General features: G+C 48.9%; 19 protein-coding genes and 1 tRNA gene. 2 read left to right on the top strand and 18 right to left on the bottom strand.

Annotated features, from left to right (window positions below; translation table 11 throughout):
• Positions 1-12 precede the first annotated feature (12 nt).
• Together gap and L693_RS0114285 are read right to left on the bottom strand one after the other, a co-directional pair.
• Positions 13-1,023, bottom strand: a complete 1,011-nt coding sequence (gene gap / locus L693_RS0114290) for a type I glyceraldehyde-3-phosphate dehydrogenase (protein ID WP_025717839.1) — start codon at positions 1,021-1,023, stop codon at positions 13-15.
• Positions 1,024-1,110: 87 nt separating this feature from the next.
• Entirely contained in the window at positions 1,111-2,148 is a 1,038-nt protein-coding gene (locus L693_RS0114285; RefSeq protein WP_025717838.1) for a sugar-binding transcriptional regulator, read from the bottom strand.
• A gap of 234 nt (positions 2,149-2,382) precedes the next feature.
• On the opposite strand from L693_RS0114285, the gene L693_RS0114280 reads away from it, so the two are divergent.
• Both L693_RS0114280 and clpP read left to right on the top strand, forming a co-directional pair.
• Positions 2,383-2,457 (top strand) — tRNA-Arg (locus L693_RS0114280).
• A gap of 211 nt (positions 2,458-2,668) precedes the next feature.
• Positions 2,669-3,265, top strand: a complete 597-nt coding sequence (clpP, locus tag L693_RS0114275; RefSeq protein ID WP_025717837.1) for an ATP-dependent Clp endopeptidase proteolytic subunit ClpP — start codon at positions 2,669-2,671, stop codon at positions 3,263-3,265.
• Between the two features lie 80 nt (positions 3,266-3,345).
• Here the strand turns inward: clpP and L693_RS0114270 are convergent, their stop codons facing one another.
• The 16 genes from L693_RS0114270 to L693_RS28115 form a co-directional block, all read right to left on the bottom strand.
• Positions 3,346-4,446, bottom strand: a complete 1,101-nt coding sequence (locus L693_RS0114270) for a PdaC/SigV domain-containing protein (protein WP_025717836.1) — start codon at positions 4,444-4,446, stop codon at positions 3,346-3,348.
• Between the two features lie 239 nt (positions 4,447-4,685).
• Positions 4,686-5,444 carry an SIMPL domain-containing protein gene (locus L693_RS0114265; RefSeq protein ID WP_025717835.1) on the bottom strand — a complete coding sequence of 253 codons (759 nt, stop codon included), beginning with the start codon at positions 5,442-5,444 and terminating at the stop codon, positions 4,686-4,688.
• A 286-nt stretch (positions 5,445-5,730) separates the two neighbouring features.
• Entirely contained in the window at positions 5,731-6,000 is a 270-nt protein-coding gene (locus L693_RS0114260) for an HPr family phosphocarrier protein (protein ID WP_013368811.1), read from the bottom strand.
• Between the two features lie 135 nt (positions 6,001-6,135).
• Positions 6,136-7,080, bottom strand: coding sequence for a DNA-binding protein WhiA (gene whiA / locus L693_RS0114255; RefSeq protein ID WP_007428149.1), 945 nt, complete (start codon positions 7,078-7,080; stop codon positions 6,136-6,138).
• 5 nt (positions 7,081-7,085) lie between these two features.
• Entirely contained in the window at positions 7,086-8,072 is a 987-nt protein-coding gene (locus tag L693_RS0114250) for a gluconeogenesis factor YvcK family protein (protein ID WP_025717834.1), read from the bottom strand.
• A gap of 12 nt (positions 8,073-8,084) precedes the next feature.
• Entirely contained in the window at positions 8,085-8,984 is a 900-nt protein-coding gene (rapZ, locus tag L693_RS0114245; RefSeq protein ID WP_025717833.1) for an RNase adapter RapZ, read from the bottom strand.
• 65 nt (positions 8,985-9,049) lie between these two features.
• The gene (locus tag L693_RS0114240; protein ID WP_025717832.1) at positions 9,050-10,000 is read right to left on the bottom strand and encodes an ROK family glucokinase; all 951 of its coding nucleotides are present in this window, start codon (positions 9,998-10,000) and stop codon (positions 9,050-9,052) included.
• A 292-nt stretch (positions 10,001-10,292) separates the two neighbouring features.
• The gene (trxB, locus tag L693_RS0114235; RefSeq protein WP_025717831.1) at positions 10,293-11,246 is read right to left on the bottom strand and encodes a thioredoxin-disulfide reductase; all 954 of its coding nucleotides are present in this window, start codon (positions 11,244-11,246) and stop codon (positions 10,293-10,295) included.
• A 39-nt stretch (positions 11,247-11,285) separates the two neighbouring features.
• Positions 11,286-13,064: a tetratricopeptide repeat protein gene (locus L693_RS0114230; protein WP_025717830.1), complete on the bottom strand. Its 1,779-nt coding sequence runs from the start codon at positions 13,062-13,064 to the stop codon at positions 11,286-11,288.
• Between the two features lie 235 nt (positions 13,065-13,299).
• Positions 13,300-14,124 carry a histidinol-phosphatase HisJ gene (gene hisJ / locus L693_RS0114225; RefSeq protein ID WP_025717829.1) on the bottom strand — a complete coding sequence of 275 codons (825 nt, stop codon included), beginning with the start codon at positions 14,122-14,124 and terminating at the stop codon, positions 13,300-13,302.
• A gap of 35 nt (positions 14,125-14,159) precedes the next feature.
• Positions 14,160-14,897, bottom strand: a complete 738-nt coding sequence (gene hisIE / locus L693_RS0114220; RefSeq protein WP_025717828.1) for a bifunctional phosphoribosyl-AMP cyclohydrolase/phosphoribosyl-ATP diphosphatase HisIE — start codon at positions 14,895-14,897, stop codon at positions 14,160-14,162.
• Positions 14,894-15,652: an imidazole glycerol phosphate synthase subunit HisF gene (hisF, locus tag L693_RS0114215; protein WP_025717827.1), complete on the bottom strand. Its 759-nt coding sequence runs from the start codon at positions 15,650-15,652 to the stop codon at positions 14,894-14,896. Before hisF ends, hisIE begins: the two co-directional genes overlap by 4 nt.
• Positions 15,653-15,663: 11 nt before the next feature.
• The gene (gene hisA, locus L693_RS0114210; protein ID WP_025717826.1) at positions 15,664-16,395 is read right to left on the bottom strand and encodes a 1-(5-phosphoribosyl)-5-[(5-phosphoribosylamino)methylideneamino]imidazole-4-carboxamide isomerase; all 732 of its coding nucleotides are present in this window, start codon (positions 16,393-16,395) and stop codon (positions 15,664-15,666) included.
• Between the two features lie 97 nt (positions 16,396-16,492).
• The gene (hisH, locus tag L693_RS0114205; RefSeq protein ID WP_025717825.1) at positions 16,493-17,122 is read right to left on the bottom strand and encodes an imidazole glycerol phosphate synthase subunit HisH; all 630 of its coding nucleotides are present in this window, start codon (positions 17,120-17,122) and stop codon (positions 16,493-16,495) included.
• A 3-nt stretch (positions 17,123-17,125) separates the two neighbouring features.
• Positions 17,126-17,734, bottom strand: a complete 609-nt coding sequence (gene hisB, locus L693_RS0114200) for an imidazoleglycerol-phosphate dehydratase HisB (protein ID WP_025717824.1) — start codon at positions 17,732-17,734, stop codon at positions 17,126-17,128.
• Positions 17,718-18,045 (bottom strand): histidinol dehydrogenase (locus L693_RS28115; RefSeq protein ID WP_197029938.1); only part of this gene is annotated, 328 nt, incomplete at its 5' end. The genes L693_RS28115 and hisB, both read right to left, overlap by 17 nt.

Raw genomic sequence — 18,045 nt, 5'->3', positions numbered from 1 at the left:
GATAAGGAATTCTTATTTAGCCAATTTAGCGAAGTATTCCAACGTACGGATCAATTGTGCAGTGTAGGACATTTCATTGTCATACCAAGCTACAGTTTTAACCAGTTGTTTGTCGCCAACAGTCAGGACTTTAGTTTGAGTTGCATCAAACAAAGAACCGAAAGTCAGACCTTTGATGTCAGAAGAAACGATTTGATCTTCAGTGTATCCGTAAGTTTCAGGATCGGAAGCTTCTTTCATCGCTGCGTTGATTTCTTCAGCAGTTACGGTTTTCTCCAGAACTGTTACCAGCTCAGTCAGGGAACCTGTTGGTACTGGAACACGTTGAGCCGCGCCATCCAGTTTACCTTTCAACTCAGGGATAACCAGACCGATTGCTTTAGCAGCACCAGTTGTGTTAGGGATGATGTTTTCAGCTGCTGCGCGAGCACGACGGAAGTCACCTTTAGCATGTGGAGCATCCAAAGTGTTTTGGTCGCCAGTGTAAGCGTGAATTGTAGTCATCAAGCCTTCAACGATACCAAATTTGTCTTGCAGTGTTTTAGCCATAGGAGCCAGGCAGTTTGTTGTGCAAGAAGCACCGGAAATTACAGTTTCAGTTCCGTCCAGAATTTCATGGTTAACGTTGTAAACGACAGTTTTCATGTCGCCAGTAGCTGGAGCAGAGATAACAACTTTTTTAGCGCCGCCTTTCAAATGTTTCTCAGCAGCTTCTTTAGTTGTGAAGAAACCTGTGCATTCCAGAACGATGTCTACACCCAGGTCTCCCCAAGGCAGTTCTTCAGGGTTGCGGTTAGCCAGAACTTTAACTTCTTTACCGTTTACTTTGAAGAAGCCGTCATGTACTTCTACTTGTCCTTGGAAAGTACCTTGTGTTGTATCATATTTCAACAGATGTGCCAGCATTTTGGAATCTGTCAAGTCGTTGATTGCTACTACTTCAATACCTTCCACGTCTTGAATTCGGCGGAAAGCAAGGCGTCCAATACGTCCGAAACCGTTAATACCAACTTTAACTGTCATGAGTGAGTTCCTCCCAAAGTTCGTTTAGTTTATATATTCAAGACAGACCCGAAAGCCCGTCAAGACAACACAATTAATCAATCCATATTAACCTTTTAAATAACGGCTTACAATCTCGACAGCAGCGCCTTCGTCGGTGACAAGAATGTCTTCTTGCCCGAAGCGCAATACTGCATGAATAGCAGCCGCCTTGCTCTTGCCTCCAGCTACACCTAGCACCGTCTCCGTACGCCCAATGTCCTCCAAGCGGAGTCCAAGCGTCAGCATTCTGTGAACAACGACGCCGTCTTCGTTAAAATAATAACCAAACGATTCGGCAACCGCGCCTTCACTGCTGATCTGGGCAAAGGTTTCGGGGTCAAGCTTGCGTCTGTGGGCCATCGCTATGGCGTTGCCTATCCCGTGAATGATGATACGGCTCTCTCGAATCAGGCTTAATATATCCTGAATATTCGTATCCTCAAGCAAGGAGTTGTAAGCATGATTGCTGAGCAAATCCGGTACATGGAGCAGACGGTATTGAGCGCCGACTTTGCGAGCCATCGTGGAAGCAATAGTGTTAGCCTGCATTTCCATGCTCTCTCCCAAACCCCCGCGTGCCGGTACAAACCATCCGCCCTTAAGCGGGCCGTTAGCAGGTAATGTCAGTTGTTCCGCCACATCTGCAATTGTCGTGCCACCTGTTACAGCGACAACATCCTCGTCATCCATAACACTCAGCAGCGCCTTTGCACCAGCACGGCCCAGCTCCTGCTTCGCTAACGGTGAAGCATCCGAATCCCCTGGAACGACAACCACTTTCTCCAAACCATAGGCTTGACGAATCTGATCCTCCAATTGGGACAGGCCGAACAAGTCGTTCGCAATCGGCTCCAGCTGTTCCAGCAGATCCAGTCCTGCTTTGCTCACCTTCATGCCCACACTCTCAATCTCAATTAGCCCTTGGGCTTTAAGGAGATCGGTTTCGGCGCGCAGCACGCGCTCGGTCATATCCAGTGAAGCTGCCAGTGTTCTGCGTCCAATAACATCGGACAGCATGATCTGATGCAGGATCGTGTACCTTTTTTTCAAAACATCCATGAGGTCGGGCAGAAGCTGCTTCTGTATTTCTAATATCTTTCGCATGCTTTCCACTCCCGCACACTTCTAAGTTCTGTCTCTAAGCTATATCTCTGATTGGTCTTAAAACGTCCCGGGATAACTTTTTAAGTCCCACGTATATCTTAACCAATATTTGCTCCACATGCAAGTCTATCTGATCCTATATTTCTCAACTTTTTATGTGAATATGCGCACATAATAAAAGCTTGCAATTCAATGCCGTATATCATATAATCATCTTTGTTTCCAATTATCTGTGCGCCCGTGGTCCAACGGATATGACGTAGGCCTCCGGAGCCTGAGATCGAGGTTCGATTCCTCGCGGGCGCGCCATTTTAAATGAATGCTTTAATGCTTCTATATCATGTTTTAACCAATAAGAGCGCTGAGGGCTCTTTTTTTTGACCATTAGTTTGACTTTCTTTGACTTTTTGTTTGAAATTGTTTATCATGTGGTTAATACGGTAACAGTTTATAAAGTAGGGGCATGTAGATCGGCATGTCCACCAAATCCATTAACGATATTTAAGGGAGGTTTTTTGACGTGAGCTATGTTCCTATGGTAGTAGAGCAAAGTAACCGCGGCGAACGCGCCTATGACATTTATTCCAGACTGTTGAAGGATCGCATTATTTTGTTGGGCTCGGACGTCAATGACGTTGTAGCCAACTCTATTATTGCGCAAATGCTGTTTTTGGCTGCCGAAGATCCTGAAAAAGATATTCACTTGTATATTAACAGTCCTGGCGGTTCCATTACAGCCGGTATGGCCATTTTCGATACGATGCAATTCATTAAACCTGACGTGTCTACGATTTGTGTAGGTATGGCTGCTTCCATGGGTGCGTTCTTGCTGAACGCAGGTGCCAAAGGCAAACGTTTTGCTTTGCCGAACAGTGAAATTATGATTCACCAACCATTGGGTGGTGCACAAGGTCAGGCAACGGATATCGAAATCCGCGCTCGTCGCATTCTGAAAATGCGTGACAAATTGAACCGCATTCTCGCAGATCGCACAGGCCAGCCACTGGAACGCATTGAAAAAGACACAGACCGTGACTATTTCATGTCCGCTGATGATGCCAAGGAATACGGTATTATTGATAAAGTGCTAACCAGCTCTTCTCCAGACGGTGTATAAGAGAGGAAATTCATCGCTCGATAGCTGGTAAACGAAAAAGCTGCCCCGGATGTTCGTATCCGGTAGGCAGCTTTTTTGCTTTACTGTCCTGCAAAGGGCTTTCCGCCCTGAGGCAGCAATTGGGCAAACGAGTAGGTGAACTCTGGAATTCCATACGCGTATGGCGCATAATCATACAAACTAAACACGATTGTTATTCCACTGTTGGTCACATAAAAGTCCTGATCTGCCGCCAGCTCTTTAAATTTACCGAAAGCTTCGCCAGATTGAAGCGCATCAATTTTCTTCTTCAAATCAGCATTGAGGAACTTTTTGTAGTTCGGATTTGCCTTCAATACATCAGATAATTGCAGCAGTTTACCATCAGCAAGCGAGAACGTATATCCCTTACGTGCCGTCATGCCATGTGCGCCGCCTGTATACGAGTAATCCTGCATAATCACACTCAAAATACCATCCTTGTTATAGGCAACCGCAAAATCATTCCCAAACTCATACGGTCTTTCTGTTGTAGCCTCTCCCTCAGCCATCATCTTTTTGCCTGCTGCTAATACTCTGTCTGCTTGCTTTTTAAGCACACTGTTAATGGCCTGTTGAGCCTCAGGATTCAGCTGGCTGCCGCTGATTTGCGGGTACTTAATCTTGTAGGACACCTTCGCATTACTCGAAGCGGAAAGTGATTGGGACGCAATTTTGATTGGATTTAGCTGGCTTTTACTCAACGTTACTGTTTTTTGGGCTGCATTCCACTGTGCATCGATACCCAGATAGTCTTTCAACAGACCCATAGGAATGTATAGCTTCCCGGCAATCTGTTTGGCGTCCATGTTGCGCGTGCCGATTCCGTTCACATTGACATAGGTATCCGAGAAAGAAGAAATGATGTAAAGCTTGTTGTACCCGCTGCCTACGGTATATGTCGCTGTTTTGGCATCATAGCTCACCGAAATTCCCAGACTGTCGCGCAGTGCTGCTACTGGAATCAGTGTGCTTCCGTTTACCTGAACTCCTTTGGTCGCCAAGGTTTTGCCGTCCCATTGAATGGAGATTCCCGGTTGCTGTGGCGTAGCTTGCTGTTTGGTCAATGCTGCCTCAATATAAGAAACGGGAATAACTGCGGTTCCTACTAAAATTCCTGCTGCCAGGAGAGCGGAGCCCCATTTCTTCGTATGCTTGTTCATCGTAAGTATTCCTCCTGTGGTGGATCTGTATTATCTATGTGTTTTGATTGCTTTTCTTATTATATCTGTACCCTATTATATGTGGTTTACAATCTGTACACCCTCCGATTTCAATCTATACACCTAACACCCCTTAGCTATGACAGACTCATTACAAAATGGTTTCGATATACAAACAAAGCCAGCAAGCCAACCTGCACATGATGCAAGCCGCTTGTGGCTTCGTTTAACGTACTGTATTAGTTCATTTCGTATTGGGCCGATACCTGAACCTTCACTGTCACTTGACCAGACTGTATCTCTGTTCCATTCCCTGCGTCCAAAAGAGACTTGCTCATAGCAGTCTCACGTTGTGTGAATACTTGGGCTTCTCCGCCATCTACCGTCACATTTACCAAGCCTCCCAACCCACGTTTGGCTGCCTTTGCTACAGCACTGGCTTTAGATTGAGCGTTACTGAGCGCCTTGGCAATCGCTTCTTCTTCGTAGGTGGAAGGGTCTTCTACTGAAAAGCGTACATTATCCACGTTGTTCGCCCCGGAATTTGTAGCCTCATCCAGCAGTTGACCGATTTTATCCAGATCACGGTATTTAACGGAAAGTGTATGGTTGGCAATGAAGCCTTTGAGCTTCTGACCTTCTTTATCGTTGTAGATATAGTTAGGCTGCACGTAGAACTGGCTAGTCTGAATGTCGTCTGCACTAATGCTCCATTTTTCTTTCAGCAATTGTGTAACCTTGTTTATTTTCGTGGCATTGGCTTTTTGAGCAGCGGCCGCTGTATTTCCTTCCGATTGCACACCGATGGAAAGATAAGCAATATCGGGCTTAGCCAGTATTTCACCGCTTCCGCTCACATTTATTACACTATTCACCGTCGCGGCTGTTGATGCGGCATAAGCACGATCTGCTCCTGTCCACAATCCTCCAGCTACTCCCCCGGCCAATAATGCTCCTGTGAGAACTGCTGTACTTACTATTTTTGTCCAATGTCTCATCGTATCCAACCTCTTTCTTGAAAATGTTTGTATCTTCCAGACGGAAAGGACGAAAAAAGGTTGCAGTCAAGCATTCGCATTCCAAAATAAAGGATCAGCACGGAATATAAATTAGGTGTAGGTTGGACTAATTCCAGTTGGCATATTCAACAAAACGTTACTTATAGAGCTTTACAAAGATAAACAGCTTTTCGGAAAAACATCTAATTTTTTTACGGATATAAAAAAAGCCCCGAGGGGCTTTTCACGAAAGAGCGTATACCGTATCACAAATATAAACAGTCGCTTACTGGTTTTCCAGCTCTACTTTACTAACCAGACTTACTAAAGCGTTTACAGCCTGTTCGGCGTCCGCACCTTCAGCACTAATATTAATTTCAGTACCTGTACTGATGGCAAGACTCATAATACCCATGATGCTCTTGGCATTAACCTTTTTGTCTTCTTTTTCCACAAAAATCTCAGATGAATATTTATTCGCTTCCTGTACGAATAACGCAGCAGGTCTGGCGTGCAGTCCTGTTTTCAAGCGTACGACTACCGGATGTTTTGACATGTCAGCTTACCCCCTCATCAAATAAATCTGGACACTACTTACTCCATTTTATTTATCACATTATAACATTAACCTGGGACAGACACTAGAAAAAAAACTAATTAAAGCGGCAAAAAGCCCCAAGGACATTCTTTTTTACGGAATCAGGCCATTTTCTCCCCTGATTTTGTCCGCCATCTCGTCAATTTTGCGAAGACGGTGATTTACACCGGATTTACTAACGACCCCTTTGAGCATTTCCCCGACTTCTTTCAAGTTCAAATCAGGATGGGCCAGTCTGATTTCCGCCACTTCACGCAGCTTGTCCGGCAAGGTCTCCAGACCAACTTCCCTCTCCAGCAGCTTGATGTTCTCAATTTGCCGAACTGCAGCGCCGATCGTCTTGTTCAAATTGGCTGTTTCGCAATTGACAATACGATTTACGGAGTTGCGCATATCGCGCATAATACGTACATCCTCGAATTTGAACAAGGCTTGATGCGCTCCAATGATGCTGAGCAGTTCAATGATCTTCTCGCCTTCCTTGATGTAGAGAATAAACCCTTTTTTTCTCTCAATACAGCGGGCATTCAGATGAAACTCATTCGCAAGATCTACCAGGGCCTGACAATGCTCCTCATACATCGAGGAAATCTCAAGATGGTAAGATGATCCCTCCGGGTTGTTTACAGAGCCACCAGCCATAAAGGCGCCCCGCAGATAAGCCCGCTTACAACAGTTTTTCCGAATGATCTCCCGATTAATCCCGTCCGTGAACAAGAAGCCTTCTGATACGATGTACAAATCCTTCAGCAGCTCTTGTACACCGTTAGGAATACGGACAATGTACACATTGTTTTTTTTCAAGCGCATTTTTTTCCGTACAAGCAGTTCAATGTGAAGCTGAAAATGCTTTTTGATCAAGGAGTAAATCCGCCTTGCAATCGCGGCATTTTCTGTGGACACGTCCAATATCACCCTTTTATTCGACAGTTGCACGGATCCGAGCATACGTATAAGCGCAGACAGCTCCGCTTTTTCACAGCAGGGCTGACTTTCAATCATTGTAAGCTCTTTTTTCGTTTGTGCCGCAAAGGACAAGGGACTCACCTCCTTCTTAATATCCAGTTTTGTACTAATTGATAAATGTGCTGGCTTAGTTTGTCTGCATCATGCCGTAAATACGTGCGGAACAGAACTAACGTATCTGCCACTACTTTATATCCCCGGTCATTCAGTTCGCCCATGTCGACTTGAACTGGCTTGGCTCCCTGCTCGGCATACATTTCCTGCACTTGAGGCGGGATTTCCCCGTTATTCACAATGACATAGTCGAAGAGATGGTGGCCTACATGCTCGTAAATAGCCTGCAGGTGATCTCCCACCGTATAGCCATCGGTTTCACCCGGCTGGGTCATGACATTGCAGACAAATATTTTGATAGCATCGGATTTCACTACAGCCTCAGCGAGCTTGGGTACGAGCAGATTGGGTAAAATACTGGTATACAAACTTCCGGGGCCAATCAGAATCGCATCGGCTTCATTAATGGCCTCTACAGCCTCAGGCAACGGCTCCACGTGAGTCGGTTCAAGAAAAACACGTTTGATTCTGCCGCCCGCTTCCGGGATTTTGGACTCCCCGGTAACAACCGTGCCATCCTCCATTTCGGCACTTAACACAACACCTTCTTCGGCTGCCGGCAGTACACGCCCCCGGACAGCAAACACACGGCTAAGCTCACGCACCGCCGTTACAAAATCACCTGATATATCGGTCATCGCTGCCAAAATCAGATTGCCCAAACTATGGCCTGATAATCCTGATCCTGCACCGAAACGGTATTTTAGCATATCTGACATCACTGGTTCTACGTCAGCCAAGGCAGTCAGCACATTGCGGATGTCCCCTGGAGGGGGCATCTGCAGCTCACTGCGCAATATCCCGGAGCTTCCGCCATCGTCAGCGACTGTAACAATAGCCGTAATATCCAGTGGCTTTTGCTTCAAGCCCCGCAGCATGACAGACAAGCCGGTTCCCCCGCCCATAACAACAATACGCGGGCGCTCCCGTTGTGATCCGGTCTCTTTCATCATTTCACCTCATTAGTGCCGGTCCCGATCAGCATCCCGATGCGAAACAGAAACGGACTCTGTCTCGCTGGCACCCAGCATTTTTCCTAAATATTCCGATATCGCAACAGAACGATGCTTACCGCCGGTACAGCCAATACCGATAATCACCTGACTCTTGCCTTCTTTACGGTATTGTGGAATCAAAAAATGCAACATATCCAGCAGCTTGGTCAGGAAAGCCTGAGTCTCAGGCCATTTCATAACATAATCATATACATCGCTATCCTGTCCCGTATGGGGGCGAAGCTGGTCCACATAGTGAGGATTGGGTAGGAAGCGCACATCGAATACAAGATCGGCATCAATGGGAATACCATATTTAAAGCCAAAAGAAGTAATATTCACGGAAAGCATGCTGCTCTCCAGATGTGAAAATCTCGAAATAATCCTGGCCTTTAAGGTTGCGGGCTTCATCGTGCTTGTATCAATAACCTCAGAAGCCGAGCTTTTCAGCTCCTCCAGCATTTTGCGCTCCAGTCGGATTCCATCCAAAGGCATACCGTCTGGAGCAAGCGGATGACGTCGACGGCTTTCCTTGTAGCGTTGCACGAGAACGCCATCGTTGGCATTTAAGAATAGAATTTCACAATGAATCGTAAAATGTTCTTTAATATAATTCAATGATTCCGATAAGGCAGTGAAGAATTCTCGGCCACGCAAATCAATGACGAGCGCCACTTTACCTATTTTTCCGTTGGACTGCTCGATTAACTCAGCGAATTTGGGAATCAGCACAGGGGGCAAATTATCAACGCAAAAGAAGCCCAAGTCTTCCAGGCTCTGCACCGCAATGGTCTTCCCTGCACCTGACATCCCCGTAATAATAATGAGCGTTGCCCACGGCGCAGCATTTTTTAGGTTGTCTGTCATATGGACTTCCCTCTCCTTTTGCTTCTTCGCTCTATGTCAGTACCTGTATATCAGCAGCCTGTAAATCAGGAACGCAACAGCAAGCCTGCAGCCCCTACGATACCTGCGTCATTGCCCAGCACTGCCGGAACAATCGATACTCCTTGCTGAAGTGGCTCAGGTGCCAGCTTAGTGTATACGCGGCGCATCTCTTCAAACAAAAAGTCGCCAGCTTTGGAAACACCGCCGCCTATAATAAACAACTCCGGATTGAGCACTGCTGCCACGGCTGCCATAGATTTCCCCAAATAAAAAGCAGCCCGGTTCACGATACGTAGCGCGACCTCATCACCGGCTTTAGCAGCATTAAATACTTCTCTAGCAGCAATTTGATCCTCCAGTGCCAGAGAAGTACGATCGCCACGTTCCACAGCGTCTTTTGCCATACGGATAATGCCTGTTGCAGAAGATACGGTTTCTAGACAACCCATTTTGCCGCATCCACACTGGATAGCCTCCAGATCAGGCACGACACTCATATGCCCAATTTCTCCGGCCATACCCGAGAATCCCTGATATATTTTACCATTAATAATAATGCCGCCGCCAACACCCGTACCCAGGGTATAGCATACACAGTTATCTATGCCTTTGCCCGCTCCGGCCCATGCTTCACCAAGTGCGGCAACGTTAGCGTCATTGTCTATTTTTACAGGCTTACCGATTCGTTCCTCCAAAAGCGCACGGATCGGTACATCACGAAAGCCAATATTGGGAGCGAGGACAATAATACCATTGCGAACATTCGTAAAACCCGCAACGCCAGCACCGACACCCATCAGTTGATCCCATTCATAGGGGGATTGCTCAACAATGTGCCGCACATATTTTTCGATATTGCTGATTACAACATCTACGCCCTTATCGGTTTCGGTTGGTCCCTCATAAGTGTGCAAAAGCTGCCCGTTTTCATTACAAATGCCGACTTTAATCGCTGTACCGCCCAGATCGACACCCACATAGATACTTTCAGACATGTTTCAAGCCACCTTTATGTTTACTTAAAAACCTTGTATGAAACATATGATTAAAATCTTGACTTCATAATAGTAATCCTACGTTCCAACTATAATTGAAGCCCCCGTTACGGTCAAGGACACTTACCTATTGAAAAATGTACGATTAGCGGAACTTTTGCCCTTACTTTATCCATAAAAAGGAAAATGCCTGTGCAAATGCAACAGGCCTCTCTTCCTCAACATCGAAATATCGCTTTATAACAGGGCTACCTTACCCCACTCTTGCCATATTGTGAGCTATAGGCTATCTTTATTGATCCAGTGTTTCGCTCCAGTCATGAACAGCGTTGCCCTCGAGATACTTCTCACAGTCCATAGCCGCCATGCAGCCCGTTCCCGCAGCCGTAATAGCCTGGCGGTAACGATTATCCTGCACGTCCCCACACGCAAAAACGCCGGGGATGTTCGTTTCCGTCGTGCCTGGCTTCACTTGAATATAGCCGTGATCGTCTGTATGGATTTGACCGTTCAGGAAGCTTGTGTTTGGTGTATGTCCAATCGCTACGAACACACCATCCGCCTCAATCAACTCATCCTGATTGTTTTCATTATTGTGTACCTTCAAGCCCTTTAATCCGGTTTCACCTGTTACGACCTCCAGAGGAGTCCGGTTTAATGCCCAGTGTACTTTTTCATTCTCGCGTGCACGGTCTTGCATAATTTTGGATGCCCGCAGCTCATCACGACGATGAACCAAGGTTACACTGGAAGCAAACCGGGTCAAGAAGCTTGCTTCCTCCATCGCCGAATCGCCGCCGCCGACCACGACAATCTTTTTCCCGCGGAAAAAGAAGCCGTCGCAGGTTGCGCACGTGCTAACTCCGCGCCCTACATTATCCTGTTCACCTGGAATACCAAGATATTTGGCAGACGCGCCTGTAGCAATAATAACCGACTCCGCCTCAATGATGCCTTTACCCTCTACCTTCACTTTAAAAGGGCGCTTGCTGAAATCCACTTCCTCTACCCAACCGGAAGTAAATTCAGCGCCAAAACGTTCAGCCTGCTTGCGCATGTTATCCATCAATTCAGGACCAAGGATACCTTGCTCAAAACCCGGGAAATTTTCAATTTCGGTCGTCGTGGTAAGCTGCCCGCCGGGCTGCATTCCCTCAATGATCAGCGGATTCATGTTAGCGCGCGCCAAATAAATAGCGGCTGTATAGCCTGCGGGACCTGTACCAATAATTATGGATTTATACATACGTTTGTTGCCTCCTTTAAGTGATGTTTGAAGCAGGTCTCAGACCTGCTTTTTAAACGTGGAGAGCGGCTGCTTCAGCTTCTGTTTGATACCACACACACTGTCAATCTGGCGTGCATAGCGGCTTACGGTCGACACAGAAATACCGTAACGGTCGGCTACTTCTTGATAGGTGACTGAATGATGATGCATTTTGGCTGTCAAATATTCCAGCGCTGCTGCCCATCCCTCAGTATGCTGAATCATCGGCACTTCTGGAGCTAGTCGATCCAAATACTCCAGCCAAAGCGACCGCAAATCGTGCTGCATGGCCAGATCTGACGGCTTGCTCATGACGGTCAGCACCTTATCGAGCACTGCCTGCCATTGCGGATCGACCGGAGCAGCAGATACATCGCCTTCGGTTAACAGACAATCCCTTTCAGCTTCCGATTGCTCCATCTGTTCTGCCTGAGGGGCCGTTTCCTGCACGCCATAATCTTGATCCGTCAGCTCTTGCAGCACCTGCAAGGCACGCTGTTTCAGCTCACCCTCCTGATCCGGGTCATCTACAAATGACTCCAGTGCCTGGCGCACCTCATCATCACCGATCAGACTCAGCGCCTGAATGACCTGAAGTTGAGTTGCCCGATCTCCGTGGCGCAAAGCCCAGAAGAAGGATGACCGTATAAGCGGGTCCTTCTTCATGCTGTCAGGCACTTGATCAGCGCCGAACTTCTCCCACATGCGGAATTGCTCCTCAAAAGGGAGATGATAATGGTAGCTGAGCACTTGTAGCGGTGTGCCCTCCTGCTGGAGTTCCTCCAGCCGGGACAGGAAAAAGCGCGGAACTTCCGAGGAAGCACCCTGCTTTTGCAAATGACTCCACAACCGCCGGGCTTCTGCATATCTTCCTGTGTTGCTGGCAGCTACTGCCGTGTAATGGTACAAAGAAGCGTCCGCACTGTTCTCTCCCGTGCCATGCAGCAATCTGCGAAAATGTCTATACGCCTCCTCGTGGCGTCCAAGAATGCCCATGGTGGTTGCCAGCTTGAACACCTGCTCCTCCTGAAACGGTATGGTGACCGCCAAGGTTTGAACCAAGCGATCCAATTCCGGGCCGCCTCCCTCATGCTGATAAAAGATCGCCAGGTTGCACAACGCGTGCAAATTGCCCGGCTCATCCTCCAGCACTCGAAGAATGACCGTTTTGGCATTTTGGAATAATCCCATGTAGTAATAGGCGAGCGCCAGATTATTTCGCGCAGCGAACATATCGGGCTGTTCCTCCGAAATTTGCTTGAGCAATTGGGCTGCCTGAGCGAATTTCCCTTCCTCCAGCAGGACGCGGGCCTGATCATGCTCGACCACTCCCTGCCGGGCCTTAATGCGGTTCAGCTTGGTTGGACGGTCCAGCTCATAATAGAGCAGTTCCATCATTTCCTCGGCCTCATCCAGAAACTGTCCTTCTTCGTCCTCCTCCAGGTACGTGACTAAAGCTTTCTCCGCTTCTTCAAATTGCTCCATATTAGCGTAATTATTCGCCATATAGAAATAACACTCTGTCATCGACGGATCTACGTCGCTCAGAACAGAGGACAGGATCTCGTTCGAGCCTGCATAATCCCCCATCTCTGATAATATACCCGCCATATTGCAATGATTCACCGGATTATCCGGTTCATATTCAACGGCTTTACGAAAATATTTCAATGCCTTGTCATAATGATTGCGGTCCAGCGAGCGCACAGCTTTCTCAAAAAAGAAAGATGCGTCGAAACGCAAAGCAATAATCTTAGGGCTAGGTTGTTCCGATGCTCGCAGATGTTTCCCTTTCATAAATAACCAAGGCACCTCCTTTAAATATAGCTAGCATGTTCATACCCTTCAGTATACCACAACTTCAAAACGACTTGACAGTCAGTCGTTCCGCATTATGCAGGATTGTTTTCCAATAAATACACACTGATAGATACATATAAGAGGATATGCCAATAGCCGAACGCGTTTTCCTCTTTAAAAGGCACGTTCGGCTAGTCAATGGATATATATTGGGACCCAATAAATATGGATATTAAAGCGTAAGCGGTACTAGCGTACGCTCGCGATGCTGAAATACCGCAAGCTCGCGATAGCCGACCTCATATAGAAGAGCACGCGCCTTCTCCAAATGCTCGGACAGCTTCGCCGGATCATGGGCATCCGAGCCGACGGTCAGCGGGATACCTAGCGATAATGCCTCCTCCAGCATGCGGCGGCTTGGGAACATCTCCGCACAGGGCTTGGATAGCCCTGATGCATTCAGTTCCATTGCCCGCCCGCTGTGGGCCACGGCTGAGAGTGCGGAGCGCTCCAGCTCACGTAGCTCCTCCTCTTCCTCCGGCTTCGGATGATGGCCGAAGCGCTTTATGACATCCAAATGACCCATGATGTCATATAAGCCGGTAGCTGCCGCCTTGGAAACCGCATCGTAATACGTACGGTATACCTCCAGCACGTTTTTGCCTTCCCAATGATGTACCTGACGGAAGTCCGTGACATCCCATTCACCGAGAAAGTGAACGGAACCAATCACATAATCCCACGGATACGCGCTAATAATCTCTTCGATTTCCCGTTCCCAACCCTCAATGTAGTCACCTTCCAGGCCGACACGTATATCAATCTGCCCTTTATAGCGGTCCTTCAGTTCCAGACACTCTTCCACATATCGGGGCAGCTCCTCCATAGGCATTGCCATTTCCGGGTAATAGTCGGCTGGTTTTACATGCAGTAAGGGCATGTGATCTGATAAGCCAAGCTGATCCAGTCCCAATCGAATCCCCTGCTGCACATACTCTTCCAGACTTCCTATCGCGTGACCGCAACGGGCATGATGCGTATGATAGTCAATTTTCATGCAGCCCTCGCCCCTTTCTGCACTAAAACACCCATTTAATCTCGACGAGGACGCTCATGGCGACGATTCAGCTCAGACAGCACATCATCCAGCGGTAGCTTCCGCTCCTGCAACAGCACCAGCAGATGATAAACCAAATCGCTGACCTCCAGACGCAGTTCCTCATTATCTTTATTTTTGGCAGCAATGATCGTCTCGGATGCTTCTTCGCCAACTTTTTTCAGGATTTTGTCTACTCCTTTATCAAAGAGATAGGTCGTATAGGCTCCTTCGGGACGTGTCACCTCACGTTCCTTAATGATCGCCTCCAGCTGGGCGAGCACCTCAAAGCGGTCTGCTGTAGCCCTTACAGTGCCGTCCGTTTGGGTAGCCGACGCCTGAACTGCATGCCCGGCAGCAGATGCTACAGCCGTTCCCGGCGCAGAAATCTCGCGGGAGAAACAGCTCGTTGCTCCTGTATGACAGGCAGGACCGTTGGGAGTGACGCGTACAAGCAGAGCATCACCGTCACAATCCAGCTGGATGGAGGAGATTTTTTGCGTATTCCCGGAGGTTGCCCCCTTGTGCCACAGCTCCTGTCTGGAACGAGACCAAAACCAGGTCTCTCCCGATTCCAGAGATAGCTTCAGCGACTCGCGGTTCATGTAGGCCAAGGTCAGCACCTGAAGCGTAGCAGCATCCTGGACAATGGCTGAGACAAGCCCCGCTTCATTCCAGCGAATATTTTCCAATATCTGCTCCAGAGATAGCTGCTGGTTTAATTCGTTGCTCATCGTATCTCCACTCCTCTGCGCTTTAAATCCCGTTTTAGCTCAGGGATTCCTATTTCTTTATAGTGAAAAATCGTTGCCGCCAATCCAGCATCCGCCTTGCCCGTCGTAAACACGTCATAAAAATGCTCCTGCTTGCCAGCTCCACCGGACGCAATGACCGGAATCCCCACCGTATCCGACACCGCAGCAGTGAGTGGCAGGTCAAATCCATCCTTGGTTCCGTCCGCATTCATGCTGGTCAGCAGAATTTCTCCAGCCCCCAGCTGTTCAGCCTCCTTGGCCCAGGCCAAGGCACGGATACCAGATGGCGTGCGGCCTCCGTGCGTATATACTTCCCACTCGCCCCACGCCTCATTGTACTTGGCATCAATCGCAACAACGATGCATTGTGAACCAAAGCTGCGTGCACCCTCCGCAATCAGCTGAGGGTTACGCACAGCCGCCGTATTCACGCCAATTTTATCGGCCCCGGCACGCAAAATGCGTTTCATATCATCGACATGGGAAATCCCGCCGCCAACCGTGAAGGGAATAGCGATCTCCCCGGCTGTCTGGCGAACGACCGCCTCCATAGTGGCACGACCTTCCACCGATGCGGAAATATCCAGAAATACAATCTCATCCGCACCTTCCCGGTCATACAGCGCCGCCAGCTCCACCGGATCGCCAGCATCGCGCAGATTCACAAAATTGACGCCCTTGACCACCCTGCCATCCTTTACATCCAGACAGGGAATAATACGTTTAGCCAGCATGTTTACTCCCCCTATGCCTTCGCTACAGCTTGTACGGCGACCTGCAAGTCAATGCTTCCCGTATACAATGCCTTACCCACAATGGCACCGCCTACACCTGCTTGTGCATACGTGCTCAGTGTGATCAGGTCATCCATCTGACTGACACCCCCGGAAGCAATTACGGTACGTCCACTGCTTTTTGCGAGCGCTACGATTGCCTCCACATTTGGGCCCTGCATCATTCCATCTCGGGAAATGTCTGTAAAGATGAACGTCTGCGCCCCCTTGGCGGCCAGCTCAGCGGCCAGTTCATCCGCGCGTACCTCCGAGGTCTCGAGCCACCCGCGCGTAGCTACATAGCCATTTCGCGCATCCAGACCGATAGCGATCCGATCACCGTAGGCAGAGAGCACTGCTTCGGTAAAGGCGCGGTCCTCAATTGCCGCCGTGCCCAAAATCACGCGGCTCACGCCCAATGACAACAGTCGCTCCACATGCTCGCGTGTACGCAAGCCGCCACCCACCTGTACAGGCACCTGCACTGAAGAAGCGATACGCCCGATTAATTCATCGTTCACCGGTTGGCCTGCTTTAGCACCGTCCAGATCAACCAGATGAATGTAAGAGCCGCCCTTGCGCTCCCATTCCCGGGCTACCTCCACCGGGTTTTCGTTGTATATCGTCTCCTGGTTGTAATCCCCCTGTACCAACCGTACACATTTGCCATCGCGAATATCAATCGCCGGATATATCGTGAACAAAGTATGACCCCCTTGTGAGCTATTCAACATTTATAGGCCTTCACATCCATCAACGCCCAAAGCTGGCCGTACCACACTCCCGCACACTGATGCGTAATTACGCTCGCTTTGCCGCCTCCGCTAGCTCCAAAAACTGACGCAGCAGCCGCATGCCCATTTCTCCGCTCTTCTCGGGATGGAACTGCATGCCATATACATGGCCTCTGCCAACGATAGCTGTTACAGGCCCGCCGTAGTCGGTCACTGCCAGCAGGTCACTTTCAACCTCCGGCTTCGCATGATAGGAATGCACGAAATACACATGTCCTTCCTCCAGCCCTTGGAGCAACGGATGCTCTGGCTGTGTCATACGCAGACGATTCCAGCCCATATGCGGCACCTTAACACCCAAATCGGGAGCAAAGCGGACGACCTCGCCCGGTAGAATATTAAGCCCTTCATGACTGCCATATTCTTCACCACGAGTGAACAATAGCTGCATACCCAAGCAAACACCGAGCAGCGGCTGTCCAGCGCTCGCCGCCTCCTGAATAACACGATCCAATCCACTGGAACGCAAATGCTCCATCGCATCTCCGAATGCCCCTACACCCGGCAAAATCACACCGCTGGAGGAACGAATCACTTCGGGCTTTCCTGTGACTACAGCCTCATAGCCAAGACGTTCAACTGCCTTGCTCACACTATGCAGATTGCCTCTGCCGTAATCCACAACAGCAATGGACATGGACTATAGCACTCCCTTCGTTGAAGGCACTCCCGTTACCCGTGGATCAATGGAAGTCGCCTCGTCCAGCGCTCGTCCCAGTGCTTTGAACACCGCCTCGATCATATGATGGGTATTTTGCCCGTAGTGAACGATGACGTGCAGCGTCATACGGGCCTCTAATGCAAACTTCCACAGAAACTCATGCACCAGCTCCGTCGAAAAGCTCCCTACCTGCTGTGACGGATACTCCGCACGATACTCAAAATGAGGTCGGTTACTGAGATCAATGATGACCTGCGCGAGCGCCTCATCCATCGGTACAAAGACGCTGGCATAGCGCTTGATTCCTTTTTTATCACCCAGTGCTTCCAGCAAGGCTTGCCCCAGACAGATACCAATGTCCTCCACAGTATGGTGATCGTCGATGTCAACATCCCCTCTGGCCTGCACACTCAGGTCAAAGTGTCCGTGCTTCGTGAACAAATCCAGCATGTGATTTAGAAAAGGAACATCCGTTTCGATCTCGGCCTGTCCTGTCCCATCTACCGCAAAAGACAGCTGAATATCCGTTTCGTTCGTCTTTCGGCTGACGCTCCCTGTGCGTCCTGCTTCGTTATTTTCGTTCCCCATCGCCATCCACCGCCTTCTTTTCATTGTCCAATCGAACCTGTATCGCCCGTGCGTGGCCCTCCAGCCCTTCATGCCGGGCAAGCTGCATAATCGTCTCTCCATTACGCAGCAGCGCTTCCTTGCTGTAATAGATCATACTCGACTTCTTGATAAAATCATCAATATCCACCGGCGAAGAAAACCGCGCGGTTCCATTCGTCGGAATAATGTGGTTGGGCCCGGCAAAATAATCGCCTACCGGCTCCGAGCTGTACGCTCCCAGGAAAATAGCTCCCGCATTTTCAATCAGACCCACATGCTCCATCGGCTGC

It is taken from the genome of Paenibacillus sp. 1-18 (assembly GCF_000520755.1).
Taxonomy (GTDB): domain Bacteria; phylum Bacillota; class Bacilli; order Paenibacillales; family Paenibacillaceae; genus Paenibacillus; species Paenibacillus brasilensis.
The sequence above is the reverse complement of the archived record's forward strand: the minus strand, read 5'-3'. Positions and strand labels throughout refer to the sequence as shown.